This window comes from Pirellula sp. SH-Sr6A (genome assembly GCF_001610875.1).
Classification (GTDB): Bacteria; Planctomycetota; Planctomycetia; order Pirellulales; family Pirellulaceae; genus JBKCUI01.
The window spans coordinates 749,431-766,885 of record NZ_CP011272.1; the positions used below are offsets into that span (position 1 = coordinate 749,431).

Consider the following 17,455-nt stretch of genomic DNA (forward strand, 5'->3'; position numbering starts at 1 on the left):
GGAAAGATGAACCCATCGACGTTAGAAATCGTTGCGACGATCCTTTTTGTTCTGGCAGTTCTCCACACGTTTGCGGTCAAGCAATTCGCCAAGTGGGCTCACAAGTATCCGGCAGGATCCATCCCTGAGAATCTGCTCCACTTTCTCGCCGAAACCGAAGTCGTATTCGGGCTTTGGGGGGCAGCCCTGTTTGCTGCTGTGGCGGCGCTCAGAGGCTCAGTCGACGAGGCGGTTCAATACATCGAGGGACTCAACTACACAGAAGCGAAATTCGTTTTGGTGGTGATGGTGGTCGCCGCTACTCGTCCGATTGTGATGCTGGGTGAAGCGATTCTTAGTGGGTTGGCCAGTCTTCTCCCGCTGCCGAAGAGCGTTTCGTTCTACTTGGTCGCGCTCTCCGTCGGTCCATTGCTCGGATCCTTCATCACCGAGCCCGCGTCAATGACACTTCTCGCAATTGTTCTCAAGCGTCGTTATTTCGATAACGGCATATCGTACAAGCTTGCGTATGCCACATTGGGGCTCCTGTTTGTCAATATTTCTATCGGCGGTACGCTTACTCACTTCGCAGCCCCTCCGGTACTGATGGTCGCCCACACCTGGCACTGGGATACTTGGTTCATGTTATCTCATTTTGGTTGGCGAGCGGTATTGAGCGCCATTGCGTCTTCCATCGTCGTGGTAGTGATCTTCCGAAAGGAATTGACCGGGTTGGAGGTACTGGAAGACCGACGCGAAACCGTTCCCTACTGGTTGACGGCCTTGCATTTGTTTTTCCTCGCTGCTGTCGTGTACTTCGCTCACCATCCGGATGTGTTCTTCGGAGTGTTCATGTTGTTCTTAGGGCTGACCACTGCGACGCGCGAGTACCAAGACAACTTGAAGTTGCGTGAAGGGCTTCTCGTGGGGTTCTTCCTGGCTGGACTTGTGACTCTCGGTAGTTTGCAGCAATATTGGCTCAAGCCTCTCATTGAGTCCTTGGATGGATCGATGCTCTATTTTGGAGCCACAGCATTGACGGCGGTAACCGACAACGCCGCTTTGACATATCTAGGCTCATTGGTCGAAGGCATCAGCGACGATCTAAAGTATGCCTTGGTTGCCGGAGCTGTAACCGGCGGGGGCTTGACTGTGATCGCCAATGCGCCGAACCCAGCAGGAGTTGGAATCCTCCAAACATCGAAGGCCTTTGGTTCCGAAGGCATCAGTCCGTTGGGGTTGTTAACGGGTGCTATAGGCCCGACCCTCATCGCAATTGTCTTCTTCTGGTTCATGTGACCCATCGTGAGAGTCGATCCGTTGGACAGCGACCTTTTGGAGTATTTGCGGAGGATCCTTAATTCCCGCGTGTACGATGTGGCTATCGAGACCTCCCTCGAGAGGGCGGAGAAGCTTTCGCAGCGTGTGAAGAATCCTGTTTGGCTCAAACGGGAGGACACGCAACCGGTTCACAGTTTCAAGCTGCGCGGTGCCTACAACAAGATGTCGCGATTGTCCCGCGAAGAACTTGATCGCGGAGTTCTCTGTGCGTCAGCTGGGAATCATGCCCAAGGTGTCGCGTTGAGTGCGAAGCGCTTGGGATGCCGAGCCGTTGTCGTCATGCCGTTGACAACACCGCGTCTCAAGTCCGATGCAGTACGGTCCCTCGGTGCAGATGTTCGTTTAGCGGGGGACAGTTACTCAGACGCGTATGCCTACGCCTTGGAACTCCAGCGAGAGGAAGGCTTGATCTTTGTCCATCCCTTCGATGATCCGGACGTGATCGCGGGGCAAGGTACCATCGGAATGGAGATTCTGAGGCAAGCTCATCATCCAATCCATGCGGTCTTTGTAGCCATTGGTGGTGGCGGTTTGATCGCAGGTGTTGCGGCCTACATCAAAGCCATACGACCCGAAATCAAAGTGATCGGTGTTCAAATGATCGACTCCGATGGGATGATTCGGTCCGTGGAAGCCGGCGCAATTATCCCTCTGCAAGACGTTGGGTTGTTCTCCGATGGCACGGCTGTGAAACAAGTAGGGGAAGAGACCTTTCGATTAACTCGCAATCTGGTCGACGGGTTTGTTCGAGTCAACACGGACGCTGTCTGCGCTGCGATCAAGGATGCTTTTGAGGATACACGCAGCATCTTAGAGCCTGCCGGGGCTCTGGGTATCGCTGGGTTGAAACAATACGTTCAGCAAACCGGGATTCGCGATCAGCACCTCGTCGCAGTCACTTGTGGCGCCAACATGAATTTCGATCGACTTCGCTTCGTCGCTGAACGAGCCGAGTCCGGGGAAGAAAGAGAAGTCCTGTTAGCCGTCACAATCCCGGAAAAACCAGGGAGTTTTCGAAAACTCTGCGAGTCGATCGGTAGCAGAAATATCACTGAGTTCAATTACCGAATGTCGGATACCGATCAAGCCCATGTATTGGTCGGGTTATCGATCCAGGACCACCATGAAATACCCATTCTGTGCAGCATGCTCGAAGACGTGGGCTTCCGTACGATTGATCTGGCCGAGAACGAACTCGCGAAAGAGCACCTTCGCCATATGGTTGGAGGAAGGAGTCGAGTGAATGGTAAGGAACGGGTTTATCGATTTGAGTTCCCCGAGAGATTGGGAGCGTTGTCCAAATTTCTAGTGAACATGCGCCCCAATTGGAACATCAGCTTGTTTCATTATCGCAATCAAGGTGCTGATTACGGGCGCGTTCTCGTTGGGATTCAATTCCAAAAGGACGAAGAGCAATCGTTTCAGAAAGCGATGTCCCATCTCGGTTATCATTTTATCGACGAGACACAAAATCCTGCTTACCAAATGTTTTTGAGATAGCCCCGAGCCTTTTTGGAGAACGTGCTCTCTATCGCCTCGCGGTACCAATCAAAAACATTGAATTCTTCGACGCAGGTGTACGACGTTTATGCTAGAAATCGATGGATCGCGAGGGGAGGGTGGGGGACAAATTCTCCGCACATCCCTGTCCCTATCCACCCTCACGCAGACTCCAATCCGTCTGTTCCATATTAGGTCAAATCGATCTCGACCGGGATTGCAAAATCAGCATCTGGTGTCGGTTCTCGCGGCTGGACGAATCTGCGACGCAGAGATCTCGGGGGCTGTTCTCGGTTCACGGGAGATTTGCTTTCGACCTGGGCCGATCCGAGGGGGCGATTATTCCTTTTCGATCGGCTCTGCGGGGAGTTGTATGCTGGTTTTGCAAACGATTCTACTACCGCTTGTTTTGGCGGATTCCCCGTCTCGCCTTGTGTTAGAAGGAGGCACGCACAATCCATTCGCCCCAACCGTACACTTCCTAAACGCATGCTACCTCCCACTGCTAAGAAAGATGGGCATCCAAGTCGAATTGAAACTTGAGAGGCCCGGCTTTTATCCTGCCGGAGGAGGGCGGTGCACTGTGGACATAAAGCCTTCGGTCGATGGTCTACGACCTATCGAAGTGCTTGAGCGTGGGCAGTTACGGTCGCAAAGCGTGCATGCCTTGATCTCCCAATTGCCCGAATCGATCGCGAATCGCGAACTTCAGGTAGCACTCCGTGTCTTGCAATGGTCCAAGAAGTCCGTGAGGCAGGAACAAGTAGAATCACTTGGGCCAGGTAATGTCTTACTCGTACATTGCGAGTTTGAACACGTATCGGAACTCGTCTCCGGTGTCGGAGAAAAGGGGAAATCAGCGGAGATCGTTGCGAAAAATGCGGCCCGCGCCATGCAGGCCTACCTAAAAAGCGACGCTCCGATCGGATTGCATTTGGCGGATCAGCTTCTCTTACCGCTTGCCCTAGCAGGTGGCGGAGAATTGCGATGTCAGGGCATCACGGAACACACCTTGACCAATATCGGGACCATCCAATTATTTCTTCCGATTTCCATTGCCCATCGAGCGCTCGCCGACGGCACTTATCATGTTGCACTGGCAAAGGAGTAACACCATGAAAACGCGTGAACTCAACAATCTAGGAATCCCAAAAGGCATGGCGATGCAGTCCGCAGTCGCATGTGTTCGCCTCGCCTCCCAAGCGGGTTTGAACCACTCGGAGCTGCGTGAAAAAGTGCAGTCGTTGGTTGCGAACCCTACGGGGCATCTAACAGATCCCATTTGGAAAGACTTGGCTCAGACGCTGGATCAGGTATTCGCATCGCAAGCTCGATATGTCGGCCGGGATCAAGCAGCATCGTGGCGACAATGGGGCGACGATATCGATCCAGGTGCCATCGGACAAATGGAAGACGCCTGTCGATTGCCCGTGACTGTGGTTGGAGCTTTGATGCCAGACGCCCACGTCGGCTACGGATTACCCATCGGAGGCGTACTCGCCACAAAGGACTGCGTGATTCCCTATGCAGTGGGGGTCGATATTGCATGTAGGATGAAATTGACAGTTCTCGACATGCCGGTCGAAACGCTGGAAAACGATTCCGAACGACTGAGAAACGCTTTGGAGCGGGAAACGCAATTTGGGATTGGCGCCAGCTTCAAACGTCGTCGTCAGCACGATGTGATGGACGCGGATTGGTCCGTGTCGCCGATTACGGCGGAAAACAAGGACAAGGCTTGGAAGCAGCTTGGGACCAGCGGTAGCGGCAACCACTTCGTTGAATTTGGCGTGCTAACATTGCCTGAATCGGATTTGGGATTGGACTCCGGCAGATACCTTGCCTTGCTAAGTCATAGCGGCTCTCGGGGTACGGGTGCATCGGTTTGTTCGCATTACAGCGAGATCGCAAAACGAATGCACCCTGAACTTCCTCGCGAACTCAGCAACCTAGCTTGGCTCGACCTGAATTCGCAGGAGGGGAAAGAGTATTGGGATGCCATGAATTTAATGGGACACTATGCGGCAGCCAATCACGCCTGTATCCACCGCGCAATTGCCGAACATTTGGGTGTTGAGGTGATGCTCGACGTCGAGAATCACCACAATTTCGCTTGGCGAGAATCGCACGGCGGGGAGGAGCTCATTGTCCATCGGAAGGGAGCGACCCCTGCTGGAAGTGGCGTGCTAGGGATCATCCCCGGATCGATGGGGGCGCCTGGCTACATCGTTCGTGGAAAAGGGGTGAAAGCCTCTCTCCTGAGCGCTTCGCACGGTGCAGGACGCAAGATGAGCCGGACAGCGGCGATGAAGCAATTTCAATGGAAAGACGTGATGAAATTCCTAGCAGAACGCCAAGTCACGTTGCTCTCGGCTGGACTGGACGAGGTTCCCATGGCGTACAAGGACATTGAGCAAGTCATGGCGGCTCAATCTGACTTGGTGGAAAAGGTTGCGAGATTCGACCCCAGACTGGTCAAGATGGCCAAGGCCGGTGAACGACCTGAGGACTAACAAAGAACAGACGCTGGCAACCACCAGCGTCCGTTCACTTTTCTAAAGTCTTGACCTTCCTGCTTGGATAATCTCCGTCAATTTCTGATCGAGCTGTTGTGTTCGATCCGGATGTTGCTCGCTCAGATCCTTCGACTCTCCTGGATCCGACTCCAGATCGAAAAGTTGCAGTCGCTTCATGTTGCTGGGAACGAGTCGAAGGTGAACATTGGTCGCTTTTCCGGAAGCATGCCGCATCAGCTTCCATTTTCCGGAACGCAATCCAAAGTTTCCGCTGGATCCATTGTCTTGCTGGAGAACCCAGTCTCGCCCTTTGGCTCCCTCTTTTCCAAGCAACGCGTCGAGAACGTTTTGGCTGTCGAGACACGCATCGTTTGGTAAAGGTATATCCAGCATTGCGGCAAAGCTCGCGGCAAAATCGGTCGTCGTCACCAAGGCATCGGAAACAACCCGCTTGGGGACTTGCGATGGCCAGGACACAAGGAACGGTGTTCTCGTTCCGCCTTCGCAGACGTTGTACTTGCCCCCGAGGAATGGGCCAGCGGGCTTGTGATCCCCCAACTTCTCGATTGCATCATCCTTGTATCCGTCGTCTAGCACCGGACCGTTGTCGCTGCAGAATATGACGATGGTGTTGTCTCGCTTATCCAACTTTTCAAGGGTGGAAAGAAGTTGGCCAACGTTCCAGTCCAATTCGAGGATAGCGTCACCGCGCGGGCCCAGCCCGGATTTGCCTTGGAATCGTTCGTGCACCATTCGCGGCACATGGATGTCATGTGAGGCAAAAAAGAGAAAAAAGGGTTGCTCCCCCACCGAAGCGATCCACTCCTGATTCTCTTTCGCCCAAGCGTCTGCGAGATCCTCATCGCGAAAGCGAGCCCTGATGCCTCCTGTGTAAAAACCAATGCGCCCGATTCCGTTGTGGATGGTTTGATTGTGACCGTGAGACCAATCCATCCGAAGCGTGGACCGATGCGTGACTCCCGTGGGATGATCCTCCGAGGGCTTCTTCGAACCGATCCATAACGGATCCTTGGGGTCCAAGTTCACCACATGCGAATTTCGAACGTAGACCTGCGGAACACGGTCGTTCGTCGTTGGAAGGATGAACGAATGATCAAATCCAATATGATTGGGACTTGGGTTGATCTCACCATTCCATTGAGGTCCCGGCTCAGCTCCCGCGTTCGGCCCAAGCCCCAAGTGCCATTTACCAATTACCGCGGTCTTGTATCCCCCCTTCTGGAATATCGACGGAAGGGTCAGTGCTCCAGGCTGGACAAGAGCCGGACTATCGGGTGGCGCCACCCCAGTTCCCTTCTGACGAAACGCAAAAGTGCCGGTGAGCAACGAGTAGCGTGTGGGAGTGCATGTCGACGCGGAACAGTAGCCGCTTGTGAAGCGAATACCCGAATGGGCGAGAGAATCGATATGAGGAGTCTCGATCGACTTGGCACCGTAGCACGAGAGATCCCCGTATCCAAGGTCGTCCGCCATAATGACCACCACATTTGGACGGCTTACGGCCGGACGTTGCTCTACTCCGAATCCGACGGTCGAGAGAGCCGAGGTCAAAAGAGCGCCTGTGGCAACTAAAAGAACCAATGGTCGCATGCGATGTCACCCCAAAATAACAGAGAAAGAGAGAGAGAGTTCCCTTCGGGCGAGTTCGTTAGTATACACCACACCTCAAGTCGTATTTCAGTACTCCGATTGCCAAGAGAATTGCGAACGATAAACGCGCACAGAGGCAGCAAACAACAAGGTAACGGTGAAGAGTGCGACAATACCGAGGTGCACCGATGTCGCTTCGGGCGAAACGAGGATCTCGTCGAGCGGCCGTGGTAACTTTTCGCCGGAGAGAAGCGTGTTGACCAAAACCGAACGGAGTCGGTAACTGATTGTAAAGCGATTGATCAAGGCGGGTATCCAAGCCAGGATGCCTTCCACCACCACTGTATAAGCAAAAGCGACAACCATTGCCCGCTTCTGAAAAAACGTCCCGATGGCAACAAATAGGGCTCCATGGGCCATTGCAGATAACACGCACAAGAGGACGCATACCTTCCACGTAGCGAGAGGGTCTGGTGTCTTGAGCAAGGGAGCGACCAATGAAACTGACACAATGGTGCAACTACTTGTCCAGAGCAATGCTGCGAGGTACTTACCCCATAGCATCATCCAGCGGGCGTAGGGCCTGACTACGCTATAGACCCAAGTCTGCCCCTCCAGTTCCGCATGCACTACGGGAGTCGCCCAAAGCAGCATACTGAGGATCGTAACGATTTCAATTTGAAGAACGAAAACCAGGGCGAGCAAGGTGTACCAGACTTGCTCCGAGTATCGAATCCCGCCTCTCTCTGCAAGTGTCCTCACGGCGAAAATAATGCCAACCGGAAAAAGCGCAAGGCCGAACCAAGCCGCGATGCGAATCGGAGTGAACGAACGCAGGGATTCATATCGCAGCACGCCACAAACTCCTCGGATCAGCGACTGGATCGATTGCTGATTCGGGGGATCTGAGAGCGTCGAGGTCGGAGCATTCATAGATAGGATCGCGGTAAAGGTTACGTCACGAAAGGCGTTTGATCGGGGAGGAGTGAAACACCTCGCCTCGATGTTTGGAAACGAGAAGCCGGAATAGTTGGCTGATGTCACCGTCGGCTCCGAGAAGTCTGTCGATTTGCAGGTTGTGGCTCGTGCTCCAGCCGCAAAGAGCGGCATAGAATTCAAGCGGCTTTTCGATCGCAATACGCAATCGGCCTTGCGCGTCCTCGAGGTCCAACGAGCGAGTCCAGGTTTCCCTCGCTAAAAGGGAAGCGAGGAGCCGCGGATCATTGCACTCGATCTCGAACTCTTGCGGGAGGCTGGAAAGTAGACGGTGCAACTCACCTGCTGTACCTGACGCAAGCAGCCGCCCTCCGTAAATCAACAAAAAGGAATCCGTGATCTTCTCTGCTTCATGCAGCACATGATTTGCGATGATCAAGCTTCGGCCGGACTCCTTCCACTCGATCAAAAGTTGTGTCAGTTGATGGCGTGCGACCGGATCCAAACCATTGAACGGTTCGTCGAGAATCAACAATTCGGGGCGGTGAGCAATCGCTTGAGCAAACTTGCAGCGTTGTCGCATGCCGAGCGAGTAGGTATGGAGCGGACGATCCGCTGCGCCCACCAAATCGACTTGCTCGAGTAGCTCTTGCACCCGCTGCGACGCATCACGTCTCCTCCAACCACTCAACGCCAGTTGCAACTCCAACCACTTTCTAGCGGAAACGTTATGCAACAAAATATCGGTTGCTGGACAAAGGCCTATTCGCCCCAGTACCGAAGGGGATCGAAAGGGATCGGATCCAAGGACTCGGACATCCCCCAATGTAGGCTTCAACGCCCCGGTTAGAAGACCGATCAATGTAGACTTACCCGCTCCGTTCGGACCGATCAATGCGTAGGCTCCAGTTGGGAGCGCCACATCGATATCGTTAACACCTATCACGTTTCCGTAAAGCAACGTTGCATGGTTTAAGCGTAGCAATTCGTTCTCAGACATAGAATTTGTCGTATGCATCATACCCGAAGCATCCTCGCAACACGCCAGTAGGCCACGGCATACCCAAGAACGGAGACGAACAGAATCACCCCCCAAGGAGCCCACTGCGTCCCAACCGTCGCGGTCAATCCAAAGACTTCCTGCTGAAGGTAGCCAAGCGTTTCATAAGGGGAGAACAGCATCCAATGGCTATACTCTCCCCAGCGCATAGGCTGCTGCCGCGAAAATTGGTCTGCGGTAGCGAGAGACTGATACGTCACGCTCCCAACTACCCACAGGGCAAACCACGCGAACCCCGCGTAGCGACTTTCCTGGGTGAGTGAGGAAAAGGCCAACGCAATGGCTGTGGTCGGAATCGCGAGAACAGCTGTTGCCAACAATACGCGAAGCGGAATATCCCAGGTGGAGAAAAGAACCCAAGGATTCGGCGAAAGAAACAATCCAGCGAGATAGATCAACAAAGCGGGAGCTGTAGCGATCATCGCGAGAAGAAAGAAAATCACGCAGGCCTTACCTAGCACGTACTCTGCGGGCGTAAGTGGGCGAGACAAATAAAGCAAATACCCGCGACTCCGCAAATCGAAGCTGATCAAACGGGGAGCAATCAATCCGATCACCAAAATCATGCTAAAGGATTGCGGATAGCGGAACAGAAAAAAAAGCATGTAGGACCAGACAAAGTGCCTGGATTCTGCGGGCTCAGACAACACCTCAGCGATATTTACCCCCGCACGCGCCGCAGTAGCTCTCGCTTCGGGTGCTGCGAATACGCTGCGAATGATGTTGCGATATTGAGGCTCTTCCGCAGACTGTTCAAACACACCGAAAAAGAAAAGCGCAACGGCAGACGGAATGAGCAAGACGACCATCAAGCGTTTGAGCCAAGCACCGCGCCAGATCAGTCGAATCCCAGTGGACGCCACCACGAGCCATCGAAAGGAGGCATAGGTACGCTCTCCGGTCCAGTTTCGATATCCCACATCCAAAAGAGGCATAGTTATTGATCTCGAATCGCACTGAGAAAAATATCTTCTAACGAGTTGCGAGCCGCATCCAAGTATTGGATTGGCGCTTCGGCCTCTTCGCTCGCCCGCCAAAGTACTTGAACATTCTGAGCGTCAACACCTAAGACTCGAAGCTCGCGTTGGCTTTGGCGATCGAAGGAAATGCCGCGTTTGGCGAGCGCATGCCCAAAGCGATCCGCGTTTCCTTCAACACGCAGATGCAAACCAGGTTCGATCGGCTTTTGCAATCGCTCGAGCGAATCCATCATTCGAACTTCCCCTCCGACCAAAATAACGACGTGATCGCAAACACGTTGAACGTCATGCAGAATATGCGTTGATACGATGAGGGACTTTCCTTTATCGACGGCCAGCATCCGGATGCGGTCGAGGAAGCTCTCGCGCTGGGCAGGATCGAGACCAGTCGTCGGCTCATCGAGAATGATCAAAGGAGGATCATGCACGAGTGCTTGAGCGAATTTCAACTTTTGACGCATCCCCGTGGAATATGTTTCCACGTTCCGATATCGCTCTTGATCAATGTCGCAGAAATCAGCCACTTCATGGGCCCGTCGCAAGGCTTCGGTGCGGGGGAGTCCAGACAGTCTGGCCATCATTTGAATCGATTCGATTCCTTGCAAGCCGTGCAGGTAACAGTCGTCTTCGGGTAGATAACCAATTTGGTCGCGGATCGCCTTGCTTTGCTGAGGCCACGCGTACGAGAGGACGCGTCCGTGTCCGGAATCAATGCGAAGCAAACCGAGGATCGACTTGATCAAGGTGCTCTTTCCAGATCCATTAGGGCCCAGCAATCCGGTCACTCCGGGAGGTATGGCCAAGCTCAATTTCTTGAGAACCTCCCGCTTGCCATAGCGCTTTACGACGTCGTGGATCTCGATGATAGGGGATGGCGGGTTCAAGATAAGGCAATCGGTTCGAGACAAGTTCGGCGAAAGAATCCGGCCGGCGGGACGATTGTACTTCGAAGGTGCCCCCGATATCTTGTCCATGGTGTAATTTTCTTTTTGAATTCCCAATCTTGCATTTCGCTAACATTCGAAGCAGCGAGAGGGGGGTAGAACGATATGGGTAACGAGCAAGGAATCAATGGGATGTCGACGCATGCGAATAGCAACTTGGGGTTTCGACCAATGCGATCCGCGGACATGCTTCGAGCATTGCAGATCATCAGCGAATATGACGAAGACGACGCATACGATGCCAGAGAAACGTATGAAGAATCGATCGAAGGTCAGTTCGTTTTGACCGAACAAGAAAAGGTCATCGGCGTTGTCGGAGCCAAGCTGATCGAGAACACCGATCGCGCATACGGGATGTCCTGGACCTATTTGCAGAAATCAGATAGACGTACTGGAAAAGGAACTCTCATGCTCGAATGGATGCTCGAGTGGCTCAAGGAGCACGAGGCTCGAAAAGTCTTTGTGCAGGCCAGCGACTACCACGACCCTACCATCGGCGACATCTATTTTGATGCAAGAGAAGCCTACAAACGGGTAGGGTTCATGCAAGAGCTTCGACAGCCCGACTTCTATGCACCGGGTGAAGCAATGATCGTTTACGGCTTGCACTTAGAGACGAAACAGTTCGCTGCACCGGAAGAACAAGAAGCAGACATCCTGATTACGGACGTGGACGAGATCCCTGAGACGAACGACGCGTTCTGGGTCGCTTGGGAAGTAGCCGATCCTGGTCAAGGCAGCAAACCAATCGATCTCGAGAAAGTCGTCCGCGAGGTTCGTTCCTGGGGAGGGCGGGCTATCTACATGGCATTCCCTTCTGACTTGAGTTGTGTCGCTCCACTGATGTCAGCGGCTCGATTCCGCATGGCAGGCAGGTTACTCGATTATTACGAGGACGACGTAGATGAAGTCCACTACCGTCTCGATGTGCTCAGCTGATTTACATACGTGTAGTGGCTCATCCCTACCCCGATAAAAATCGACCGTTCCCGCCCAGCCAACAAAGGCTTGTCTACATAACCAACGGTTGCTTGTCCGTATAGCCGACAGTTGCTTGTCCGTATAGCCGACAGTTGCTTGCCTGTGTAGCCATGTTGCTTGCCTGTGTAGCCAAGTAGCTTGCCTGTGTAGCCAACAGTAGCTTACCCGTGTAACCGATAATAGCCCCCCGTATGGCCGACAGCAGCTTGCCCGCAAAACCCACATATGATCTCGATCTCGAAGTATTCAAGGTGCCCTAGATGGGAACTTCCACTTCGTTTACCTGTCAGTCACAAGTGACTTTCGCGCTAGCATCAAATCGCGTAGCGCTATTTAGGTCGAACATGTTCTGAACCTCCCATCTGTGCCGCGTAATGTTGATCGGTCGCTTTGTGCGATCTAGCAATGGATCACATCCTCCCCTAGCAGCCCGTTGAAAAAGTCTGGATTCGCGCTACGTTATATCGATCATCGCAGATGCCATGGAGGAGAGCACGATGGCCCTTGGTCGACGCAAATCGGTTCAGCAGCAAGATCTCTTTATTACAGCGGAAGATCTTCCCCGCTCAGTCGGGCATGTTTTTTATACGAAATTAAATCGACTTCTCGATGAGGCAGGATTCGATTCCTGGATCGAGAAGCTCTGCAATCCCTATTACAGCCAAGCCCGCGGCCGTCCCGGTATTCCACCCGGAGTTTACTTTCGAATGCTCTTGGTAGGCTACTTCGAAGGGATTCAGTCTCAACGCGGTATTGCATGGCGATGTGCAGATAGCCTGTCGATTCGACAGTTCCTTGGCCTTAAATTGACCGATCACTCGCCGGACCACTCCTCGCTGACTGTGATCCGTGAACGCTTACCCGATACGGTACACGAATCTGTTTTCGAATGGGTTTTAAAACTCGCTAGCGAAAAGAAGCTTCTCGGAGGGAAGACGGTAGCCGTAGACTCAACAACTCTCGAAGCCGATGCTGCTATGAAGAGCATCGTTCGAAGGGATACCGGCGAAGACTGGCGTTCCTATGTGATCGGCCTGATGCGAGCTGAGGGCCTCGTGAAGGAGAATGAAGAGCCATCGGATGAAGAGATTCGTCGCTTCGATAAGAATCGTAAGGGGAAGAAAGTTTCTAATGAAGATTGGGTGAGCAGCACGGATCCGAGTGCCAAAATCGCAAGGATGAAAGATGGAACAACCCATCTTGCCTACAAGGCCGAACATGTCGTCGATATGAAATCGGGAATGATCTTGGGGGCGGAAGTGACCTCTGCTGACAACCCCGATTCTCAGTCGTTGGAAGATAGTCTTCACAAGGCTCAAATCCACTTGAACGAGGCTGGAAGCGATACCGAGATTCAAGAGGTAGCAGCCGACAAGGGCTACCATTCAACAGAAACCTTGTCTGAATTGGCTGAGCACACCAACTACCGAACCTATATCCCAGAGCCCAAACTTCCTGGGGGACGTAAGTGGAGTAAGTACACTTGCCAGCAACGCCAAGCGGTTCTTGCAAATAGACGAAGAGCCAAAGGGAACAAGGGCCGCAAGCTTCAACGGTCGCGAAGTGAGAAAGTGGAAAGGACGTTTGCCCATTTGCTAGAGACGGGCGGAGGTCGCCGGTGTCGGTTGCGAGGAACCGTGAAGATCCAGAAGCGATACTTTCTAATGACAGCGGCTTACAATCTGGGGGTGGTCATGCGCATGCTCTTTGGAGTCGGCACTTCGAGAAGCCTGCAGGGGGTGATGCGGGCTGTTTTTTCCTTTTTTACGGCTGTGCAAATGCTTTATGAAGCCTTCCCAATCGATCGAGGCGCACATTACCGCGCCGATCGAAGAATTAGGAACCGCTTTACAAGTTCGGAATGCCCATTTCAAAAACTGAGCAGGTCACCCGAAATCGCGACATCTTCAACGGGCTGCTAACCCTAGGTGCCCCCAATCTCCCCCCCTCCCCTTTTCCGTCTTTGCGCCTTCGCGAGAAACCTCCCCCCCAAAGGGTGGGTGCCTCGAATAGCACTGTAATCTCCAATGATCGCGCAGTTCCCCCTAGCGACAGAGCGGGAATTTTCTTTAGAATCTCGCTCGCCTTGAAGATTGTTCTGGCTATGAACCCATTTTCTTGGCTATGATTTTGACCGTCCCTCCTTGGTTAAGTTGCCTAAACATAAACCAAGGAGGGTTTTGTTTTGGTCTCTATACCACCAAGGCGATCTCAAGCCAATTTCAGCTTTGGAGATTCCATCAAGGCTTTCCTGCTGCAACCCGGACTGCCGTTTGCATCGATTCTTTGCGAGCAGCACATCAGAAATGTTTTTCGCAAGCACGGTTGCACGATGAATGGGATCTATTCCACCGCAATTGTCTTGTGGGCGTTCATGTCGCAAATTATGCGTGATGGGAAAGAAGCCGCTTGCCAGTCCGCCGTCGCTCGTATTACGGCATTCTTTACTCTTCACGGGAAGTCAGCACCCGGGGCCGATACGGGGAACTACTGTCGCGCAAGAGCAAAGCTTCCCGAGGACGCTTTGAAAGAACTATGCCTTGGTGTTGCCTCTGAAGCGGAAGCCAAGGTGGAGTCCAAATGGCTCTGGAAGTCTATGCATGCCAAGCTTATTGATGGATTTACTTTCAAAATGCCCGATACGCGAAAGAACCAGAAAGAGTATCCGCAGCATACTGCCCAAAAGCCAGGGATTGGTTTTCCTATTGCTCGTGTCTTGGCTGTGATGTCGTTGGCCACAGGTTGTTTGCTTGATGCAACGGTCGGTCCCTTCAGCGGAAAAGAAACGGGCGAAACCAGTCTTCTGCGTCGGTTGCTCAAAGGTTTTTCAGCGGGAGATATCGTGATTGCTGACCGCTTCTTTTGTAACTACTGGTTGATCGCGATGTTCATGAAATTGAACGTTCATGTTTGTTTTCGCAGGAAGAAGGGACACACAGATTTTCGAACTGGAAAGCGATTGGGTAAACAAGATCACTTGATTCAGTGGTATCGTCCCGCTCGTCCGGCCTGGATGAGCCACGAGATGTACCAATCCTTACCGCTCGTGATCGAATTACGGGAGTTGCGATATACGGTCGAAGCTCCGGGCCGTAAATCAGGCCGGGTGCATTTGCGTTTATGGTTTAAAGCTAGCACGCCTGGTTTGATGCTAGCAAACAGTGTTGCGACGGCTTTCGCATTATAATGATCACTACCGCTTACCGTGCTGTGATGATTGGGGTTTCTTCCCAACGACATGGAGGCGATCATGCGAAGGTGGAATGTGTTCGACCGCGTAGGACCTGAAGTCAATAATCCCAATCAAACAATGGGGATGTTTCTTGCCGAGGCGTATCAAAAAATTGCCCAGCTACAAGTGATTCTCAACAATGACCCCATGCAAATGGAGTTCGTCGAACAGCAGGTCAAAGAATTGTTCGACCTCGGAGCGGGGCTGTGTCTTACTGGGATGATTGCCAATTCCATGAATTCCAAGGAGCACGATAAGCGTTGCGAGGAAACACGATTGGGATACGCAATACCGCTGCGAGCTGGACATGAACGACAAGTCGAAGTCCATCTCGGCGCTGGCCATATCAGCTACGCAGCTACCCTCTACTGTCAACCGAAATCTCCAGCCGCAAGTCGCGAAGATCATACGCCGGGACTCGATATCGATCTAAGCCAGTATGGCTTTTCAGAGAACGTTTCTCCTTGGCTTGTATCGAAAGTGTGTCGGACAGTGGCGTTGGCCCCATCGCTTGATCAAGCATACGTCGAATTGCAACGAGACGGTATTCAGTTAACGCGAACAACGATCGACCGTATCGTCTCTCGCGCAGGATCGGAATCCCTAACCGTCCGGGAACGAATGCTGGAGCAATTTGAGCGCGGCGATATGAAGCAAGGTTGCGAATTCACTGGAAGGCGAGTATCGGTGCAAATTGACGGTGGCCGGACGAGAACACGCGGCGTCCTGGAATGGATCGATCCTGTGGAAAACTTTGGAAAAACCCAATCGCAAGTCACAGGCGAGCTAAGTGCGGGACGCTCCAAGGAAACGCGTAGATCCAGTCGTTTTCAGGCCGATTGGCGAGAACCAAAACTGCTAATCATCTACGCGCACGATGACAATGGACGAAGAGACGAAGCGGTTCGAGTTCTGATCGATGGCTCATTCGGTGACGCGGACTATATGGAACGACTAATCAGCATGCACCTCCATCGCTTGGGAGCCAATAAAGCAAAGACGATTACGTTCAATAGCGACGGTGCGACTTGGATCTGGGGACGGATCGATTGGATACTTGCTAAAGCGAAGGTGGAATCCGCAGTGGTTGTCAATCAAGTGCTTGACGTGTGCCACGCCGTAGAGAACCTAGGCAAAGCCCTCCAGCCCTTGGATCGTTCTTTGAATGCTGCTGGGGAAAGTGAACCATCGAATTCCAATGAACTGCGAAGTCGATTGCGAGATGGTCAATGGTCGCAGGTTGTCGAAGTGCTCACTGCTCGGCTAAGTCAGGCCGAGGATCTATCCTCTGCCGATCGATCAGAAATCAAACGAGTCATCGAATACATTCGTAGCCACGGGGAGGCAGGACGCCTGGACTATCCGAAGTTCAAGCTGATGGGACTCCCACTTGGAAGTGGATCGATTGAGAGTGCGATACGTCGAGTGATCAATCTTCGGATGAAGAACAGCGGAACGTTTTGGCGAATTCAAAAGGCAGAGAAGATACTTACGATCCGATCATCGATACTGAGTGGCAGATGGGATGATGACCGAGCGGTGGTCAAGTACGAAATGAAGCGGAACCGAAAGCAAGCACTCCCAAAACTTGACGAGTCGCCAAGACCGAAATCCGATGCGCGTCAAAGAACTCAGAAATCTCAATGATTACCACACCGCAAAAGTGCCATAAAAGCAAATGCACCCAATCAGGCCCGTTTATCATTGTGACAACATTGCTAGAGCACAAGGGTGACCAGGGTGTTAGCTATGAGGAGATATCCGATCTGTTTAGCTTTCGTTGGAATGCAGAACTTGACATCCGTTCTATCAAGACGTTTATGAATTTAAACTTTGTGAGATGCTTATCGCCCGAGATGGTCAGGCGAGAGTTATGGACGACGCTTCTTGCCTACAACTTGATTCGAACAACGATTTGCTCTGCCGCTTCGCTCTCTGGAAAGCGGCCGCGAGAGATCAGCTTCGTCTGTGCTAGCCAGTACATCCTAGCGAGTTGGCAGGAGGTGACGGCTCATCTTCGCGGCAAGCAACTTGAGCGTTACGCCAGATTTCTCCTCGAGCGGATTGCGAACTGTAAGGTTGGCAACCGTCCGGGGCGGATTGAACCGCGAGTTGTAAAGCGACGCCGCGACCAATACGCGCTGATGACCGAACCCAGAAAACAACTCCAAAAGCGACTCTATAAAGGCGATAACCGATTTGAATGAAACGACTTACGCAAATCGATTACAGTGCCATTCGTGGGTGCCTCTTATTCCCCCCTCTGACTAGGAGGGTGCCCCGAATCCCCGCCCCTCCCCTTTTGCGTCTTGGCGCCTTCGCGAGAAACCTTCCCCCCCATTAGGTGGGTGCCTTCTATTTACCCCTCTCCAAAA

The 17,455-nt window shown here is 52.7% G+C and carries 14 protein-coding genes; 9 read left to right on the forward strand and 5 right to left on the reverse strand.

Features of this window, described 5'->3' with window-relative positions:
- The first annotated feature begins 6 nt into the window (after nt 1-6).
- The 4 genes from VN12_RS02730 to VN12_RS02745 all read left to right on the forward strand — a co-directional run bounded on the left by VN12_RS02730 (nt 7) and on the right by VN12_RS02745 (nt 5,333).
- The gene (locus VN12_RS02730) at nt 7-1,278 is read left to right on the forward strand and encodes a putative Na+/H+ antiporter (protein WP_146675391.1); all 1,272 of its coding nucleotides are present in this window, start codon (nt 7-9) and stop codon (nt 1,276-1,278) included.
- Between the two features lie 21 nt (nt 1,279-1,299).
- Entirely contained in the window at nt 1,300-2,820 is a 1,521-nt protein-coding gene (gene ilvA / locus VN12_RS02735) for a threonine ammonia-lyase, biosynthetic (RefSeq protein ID WP_146679771.1), read from the forward strand.
- 88 nt (nt 2,821-2,908) lie between these two features.
- Complete coding sequence (rtcA, locus tag VN12_RS02740; RefSeq protein ID WP_146675392.1) at nt 2,909-3,931, forward strand: RNA 3'-terminal phosphate cyclase; 1,023 nt, start codon at nt 2,909-2,911, stop codon at nt 3,929-3,931.
- Between the two features lie 4 nt (nt 3,932-3,935).
- The gene (locus tag VN12_RS02745) at nt 3,936-5,333 is read left to right on the forward strand and encodes an RtcB family protein (protein WP_146675393.1); all 1,398 of its coding nucleotides are present in this window, start codon (nt 3,936-3,938) and stop codon (nt 5,331-5,333) included.
- Between the two features lie 42 nt (nt 5,334-5,375).
- Here VN12_RS02745 and VN12_RS02750 read toward each other — a convergent pair whose 3' ends face one another.
- The 5 genes from VN12_RS02750 to VN12_RS02770 form a co-directional block, all read right to left on the reverse strand.
- Nucleotides 5,376-6,947, reverse strand: coding sequence for a sulfatase family protein (locus tag VN12_RS02750; protein ID WP_146675394.1), 1,572 nt, complete (start codon nt 6,945-6,947; stop codon nt 5,376-5,378).
- An 87-nt stretch (nt 6,948-7,034) separates the two neighbouring features.
- Entirely contained in the window at nt 7,035-7,880 is an 846-nt protein-coding gene (locus VN12_RS02755) for a hypothetical protein (RefSeq protein WP_146675395.1), read from the reverse strand.
- Between the two features lie 25 nt (nt 7,881-7,905).
- The gene (locus tag VN12_RS02760; RefSeq protein ID WP_240491305.1) at nt 7,906-8,883 is read right to left on the reverse strand and encodes an ABC transporter ATP-binding protein; all 978 of its coding nucleotides are present in this window, start codon (nt 8,881-8,883) and stop codon (nt 7,906-7,908) included.
- A gap of 17 nt (nt 8,884-8,900) precedes the next feature.
- Nucleotides 8,901-9,878 (reverse strand): ABC transporter permease, encoded by a 978-nt coding sequence (locus tag VN12_RS02765; protein ID WP_146675396.1) that lies wholly within the window; start codon nt 9,876-9,878, stop codon nt 8,901-8,903.
- Between the two features lie 2 nt (nt 9,879-9,880).
- Nucleotides 9,881-10,897, reverse strand: coding sequence for an ABC transporter ATP-binding protein (locus VN12_RS02770; protein ID WP_146675397.1), 1,017 nt, complete (start codon nt 10,895-10,897; stop codon nt 9,881-9,883).
- Nucleotides 10,898-10,999: 102 nt separating this feature from the next.
- Between VN12_RS02770 and VN12_RS02775 the strand changes: the two genes are divergently transcribed.
- The 5 genes from VN12_RS02775 to VN12_RS02795 all read left to right on the forward strand — a co-directional run bounded on the left by VN12_RS02775 (nt 11,000) and on the right by VN12_RS02795 (nt 17,287).
- Nucleotides 11,000-11,806: a GNAT family N-acetyltransferase gene (locus tag VN12_RS02775; RefSeq protein ID WP_205855172.1), complete on the forward strand. Its 807-nt coding sequence runs from the start codon at nt 11,000-11,002 to the stop codon at nt 11,804-11,806.
- A gap of 539 nt (nt 11,807-12,345) precedes the next feature.
- Entirely contained in the window at nt 12,346-13,770 is a 1,425-nt protein-coding gene (locus VN12_RS02780) for a transposase (RefSeq protein WP_240491306.1), read from the forward strand.
- A 410-nt stretch (nt 13,771-14,180) separates the two neighbouring features.
- Nucleotides 14,181-15,035, forward strand: coding sequence for a transposase (locus tag VN12_RS02785; RefSeq protein ID WP_146675399.1), 855 nt, complete (start codon nt 14,181-14,183; stop codon nt 15,033-15,035).
- Nucleotides 15,036-15,098: 63 nt separating this feature from the next.
- Nucleotides 15,099-16,727: a hypothetical protein gene (locus VN12_RS02790; protein ID WP_146675400.1), complete on the forward strand. Its 1,629-nt coding sequence runs from the start codon at nt 15,099-15,101 to the stop codon at nt 16,725-16,727.
- Nucleotides 16,724-17,287, forward strand: a complete 564-nt coding sequence (locus tag VN12_RS02795; RefSeq protein ID WP_146675401.1) for a transposase — start codon at nt 16,724-16,726, stop codon at nt 17,285-17,287. Before VN12_RS02790 ends, VN12_RS02795 begins: the two co-directional genes overlap by 4 nt.
- Nucleotides 17,288-17,455 lie beyond the last annotated feature (168 nt).

Excerpts from the sequence above, each read along its gene's own strand:
- VN12_RS02750 (WP_146675394.1), bottom strand. The coding sequence starts at position 6,947 with ATGCGACCATTGGTTCTTTTAGTTGCCACAGGCGCTCTTTTGACCTCG.
- rtcA (WP_146675392.1), top strand. The coding sequence starts at position 2,909 with ATGCTAGAAATCGATGGATCGCGAGGGGAGGGTGGGGGACAAATTCTC.
- VN12_RS02785 (WP_146675399.1), top strand. The coding sequence starts at position 14,181 with ATGAATGGGATCTATTCCACCGCAATTGTCTTGTGGGCGTTCATGTCG.
- VN12_RS02760 (WP_240491305.1), bottom strand. The coding sequence starts at position 8,883 with ATGTCTGAGAACGAATTGCTACGCTTAAACCATGCAACGTTGCTTTAC.
- VN12_RS02755 (WP_146675395.1), bottom strand. The coding sequence starts at position 7,880 with ATGAATGCTCCGACCTCGACGCTCTCAGATCCCCCGAATCAGCAATCG.
- VN12_RS02795 (WP_146675401.1), top strand. The coding sequence starts at position 16,724 with ATGATTACCACACCGCAAAAGTGCCATAAAAGCAAATGCACCCAATCA.
- VN12_RS02765 (WP_146675396.1), bottom strand. The coding sequence starts at position 9,878 with ATGCCTCTTTTGGATGTGGGATATCGAAACTGGACCGGAGAGCGTACC.
- VN12_RS02770 (WP_146675397.1), bottom strand. The coding sequence starts at position 10,897 with ATGGACAAGATATCGGGGGCACCTTCGAAGTACAATCGTCCCGCCGGC.
- VN12_RS02790 (WP_146675400.1), top strand. The coding sequence starts at position 15,099 with ATGCGAAGGTGGAATGTGTTCGACCGCGTAGGACCTGAAGTCAATAAT.
- VN12_RS02775 (WP_205855172.1), top strand. The coding sequence starts at position 11,000 with ATGTCGACGCATGCGAATAGCAACTTGGGGTTTCGACCAATGCGATCC.
- VN12_RS02730 (WP_146675391.1), top strand. The coding sequence starts at position 7 with ATGAACCCATCGACGTTAGAAATCGTTGCGACGATCCTTTTTGTTCTG.
- VN12_RS02780 (WP_240491306.1), top strand. The coding sequence starts at position 12,346 with ATGGCCCTTGGTCGACGCAAATCGGTTCAGCAGCAAGATCTCTTTATT.
- VN12_RS02745 (WP_146675393.1), top strand. The coding sequence starts at position 3,936 with ATGAAAACGCGTGAACTCAACAATCTAGGAATCCCAAAAGGCATGGCG.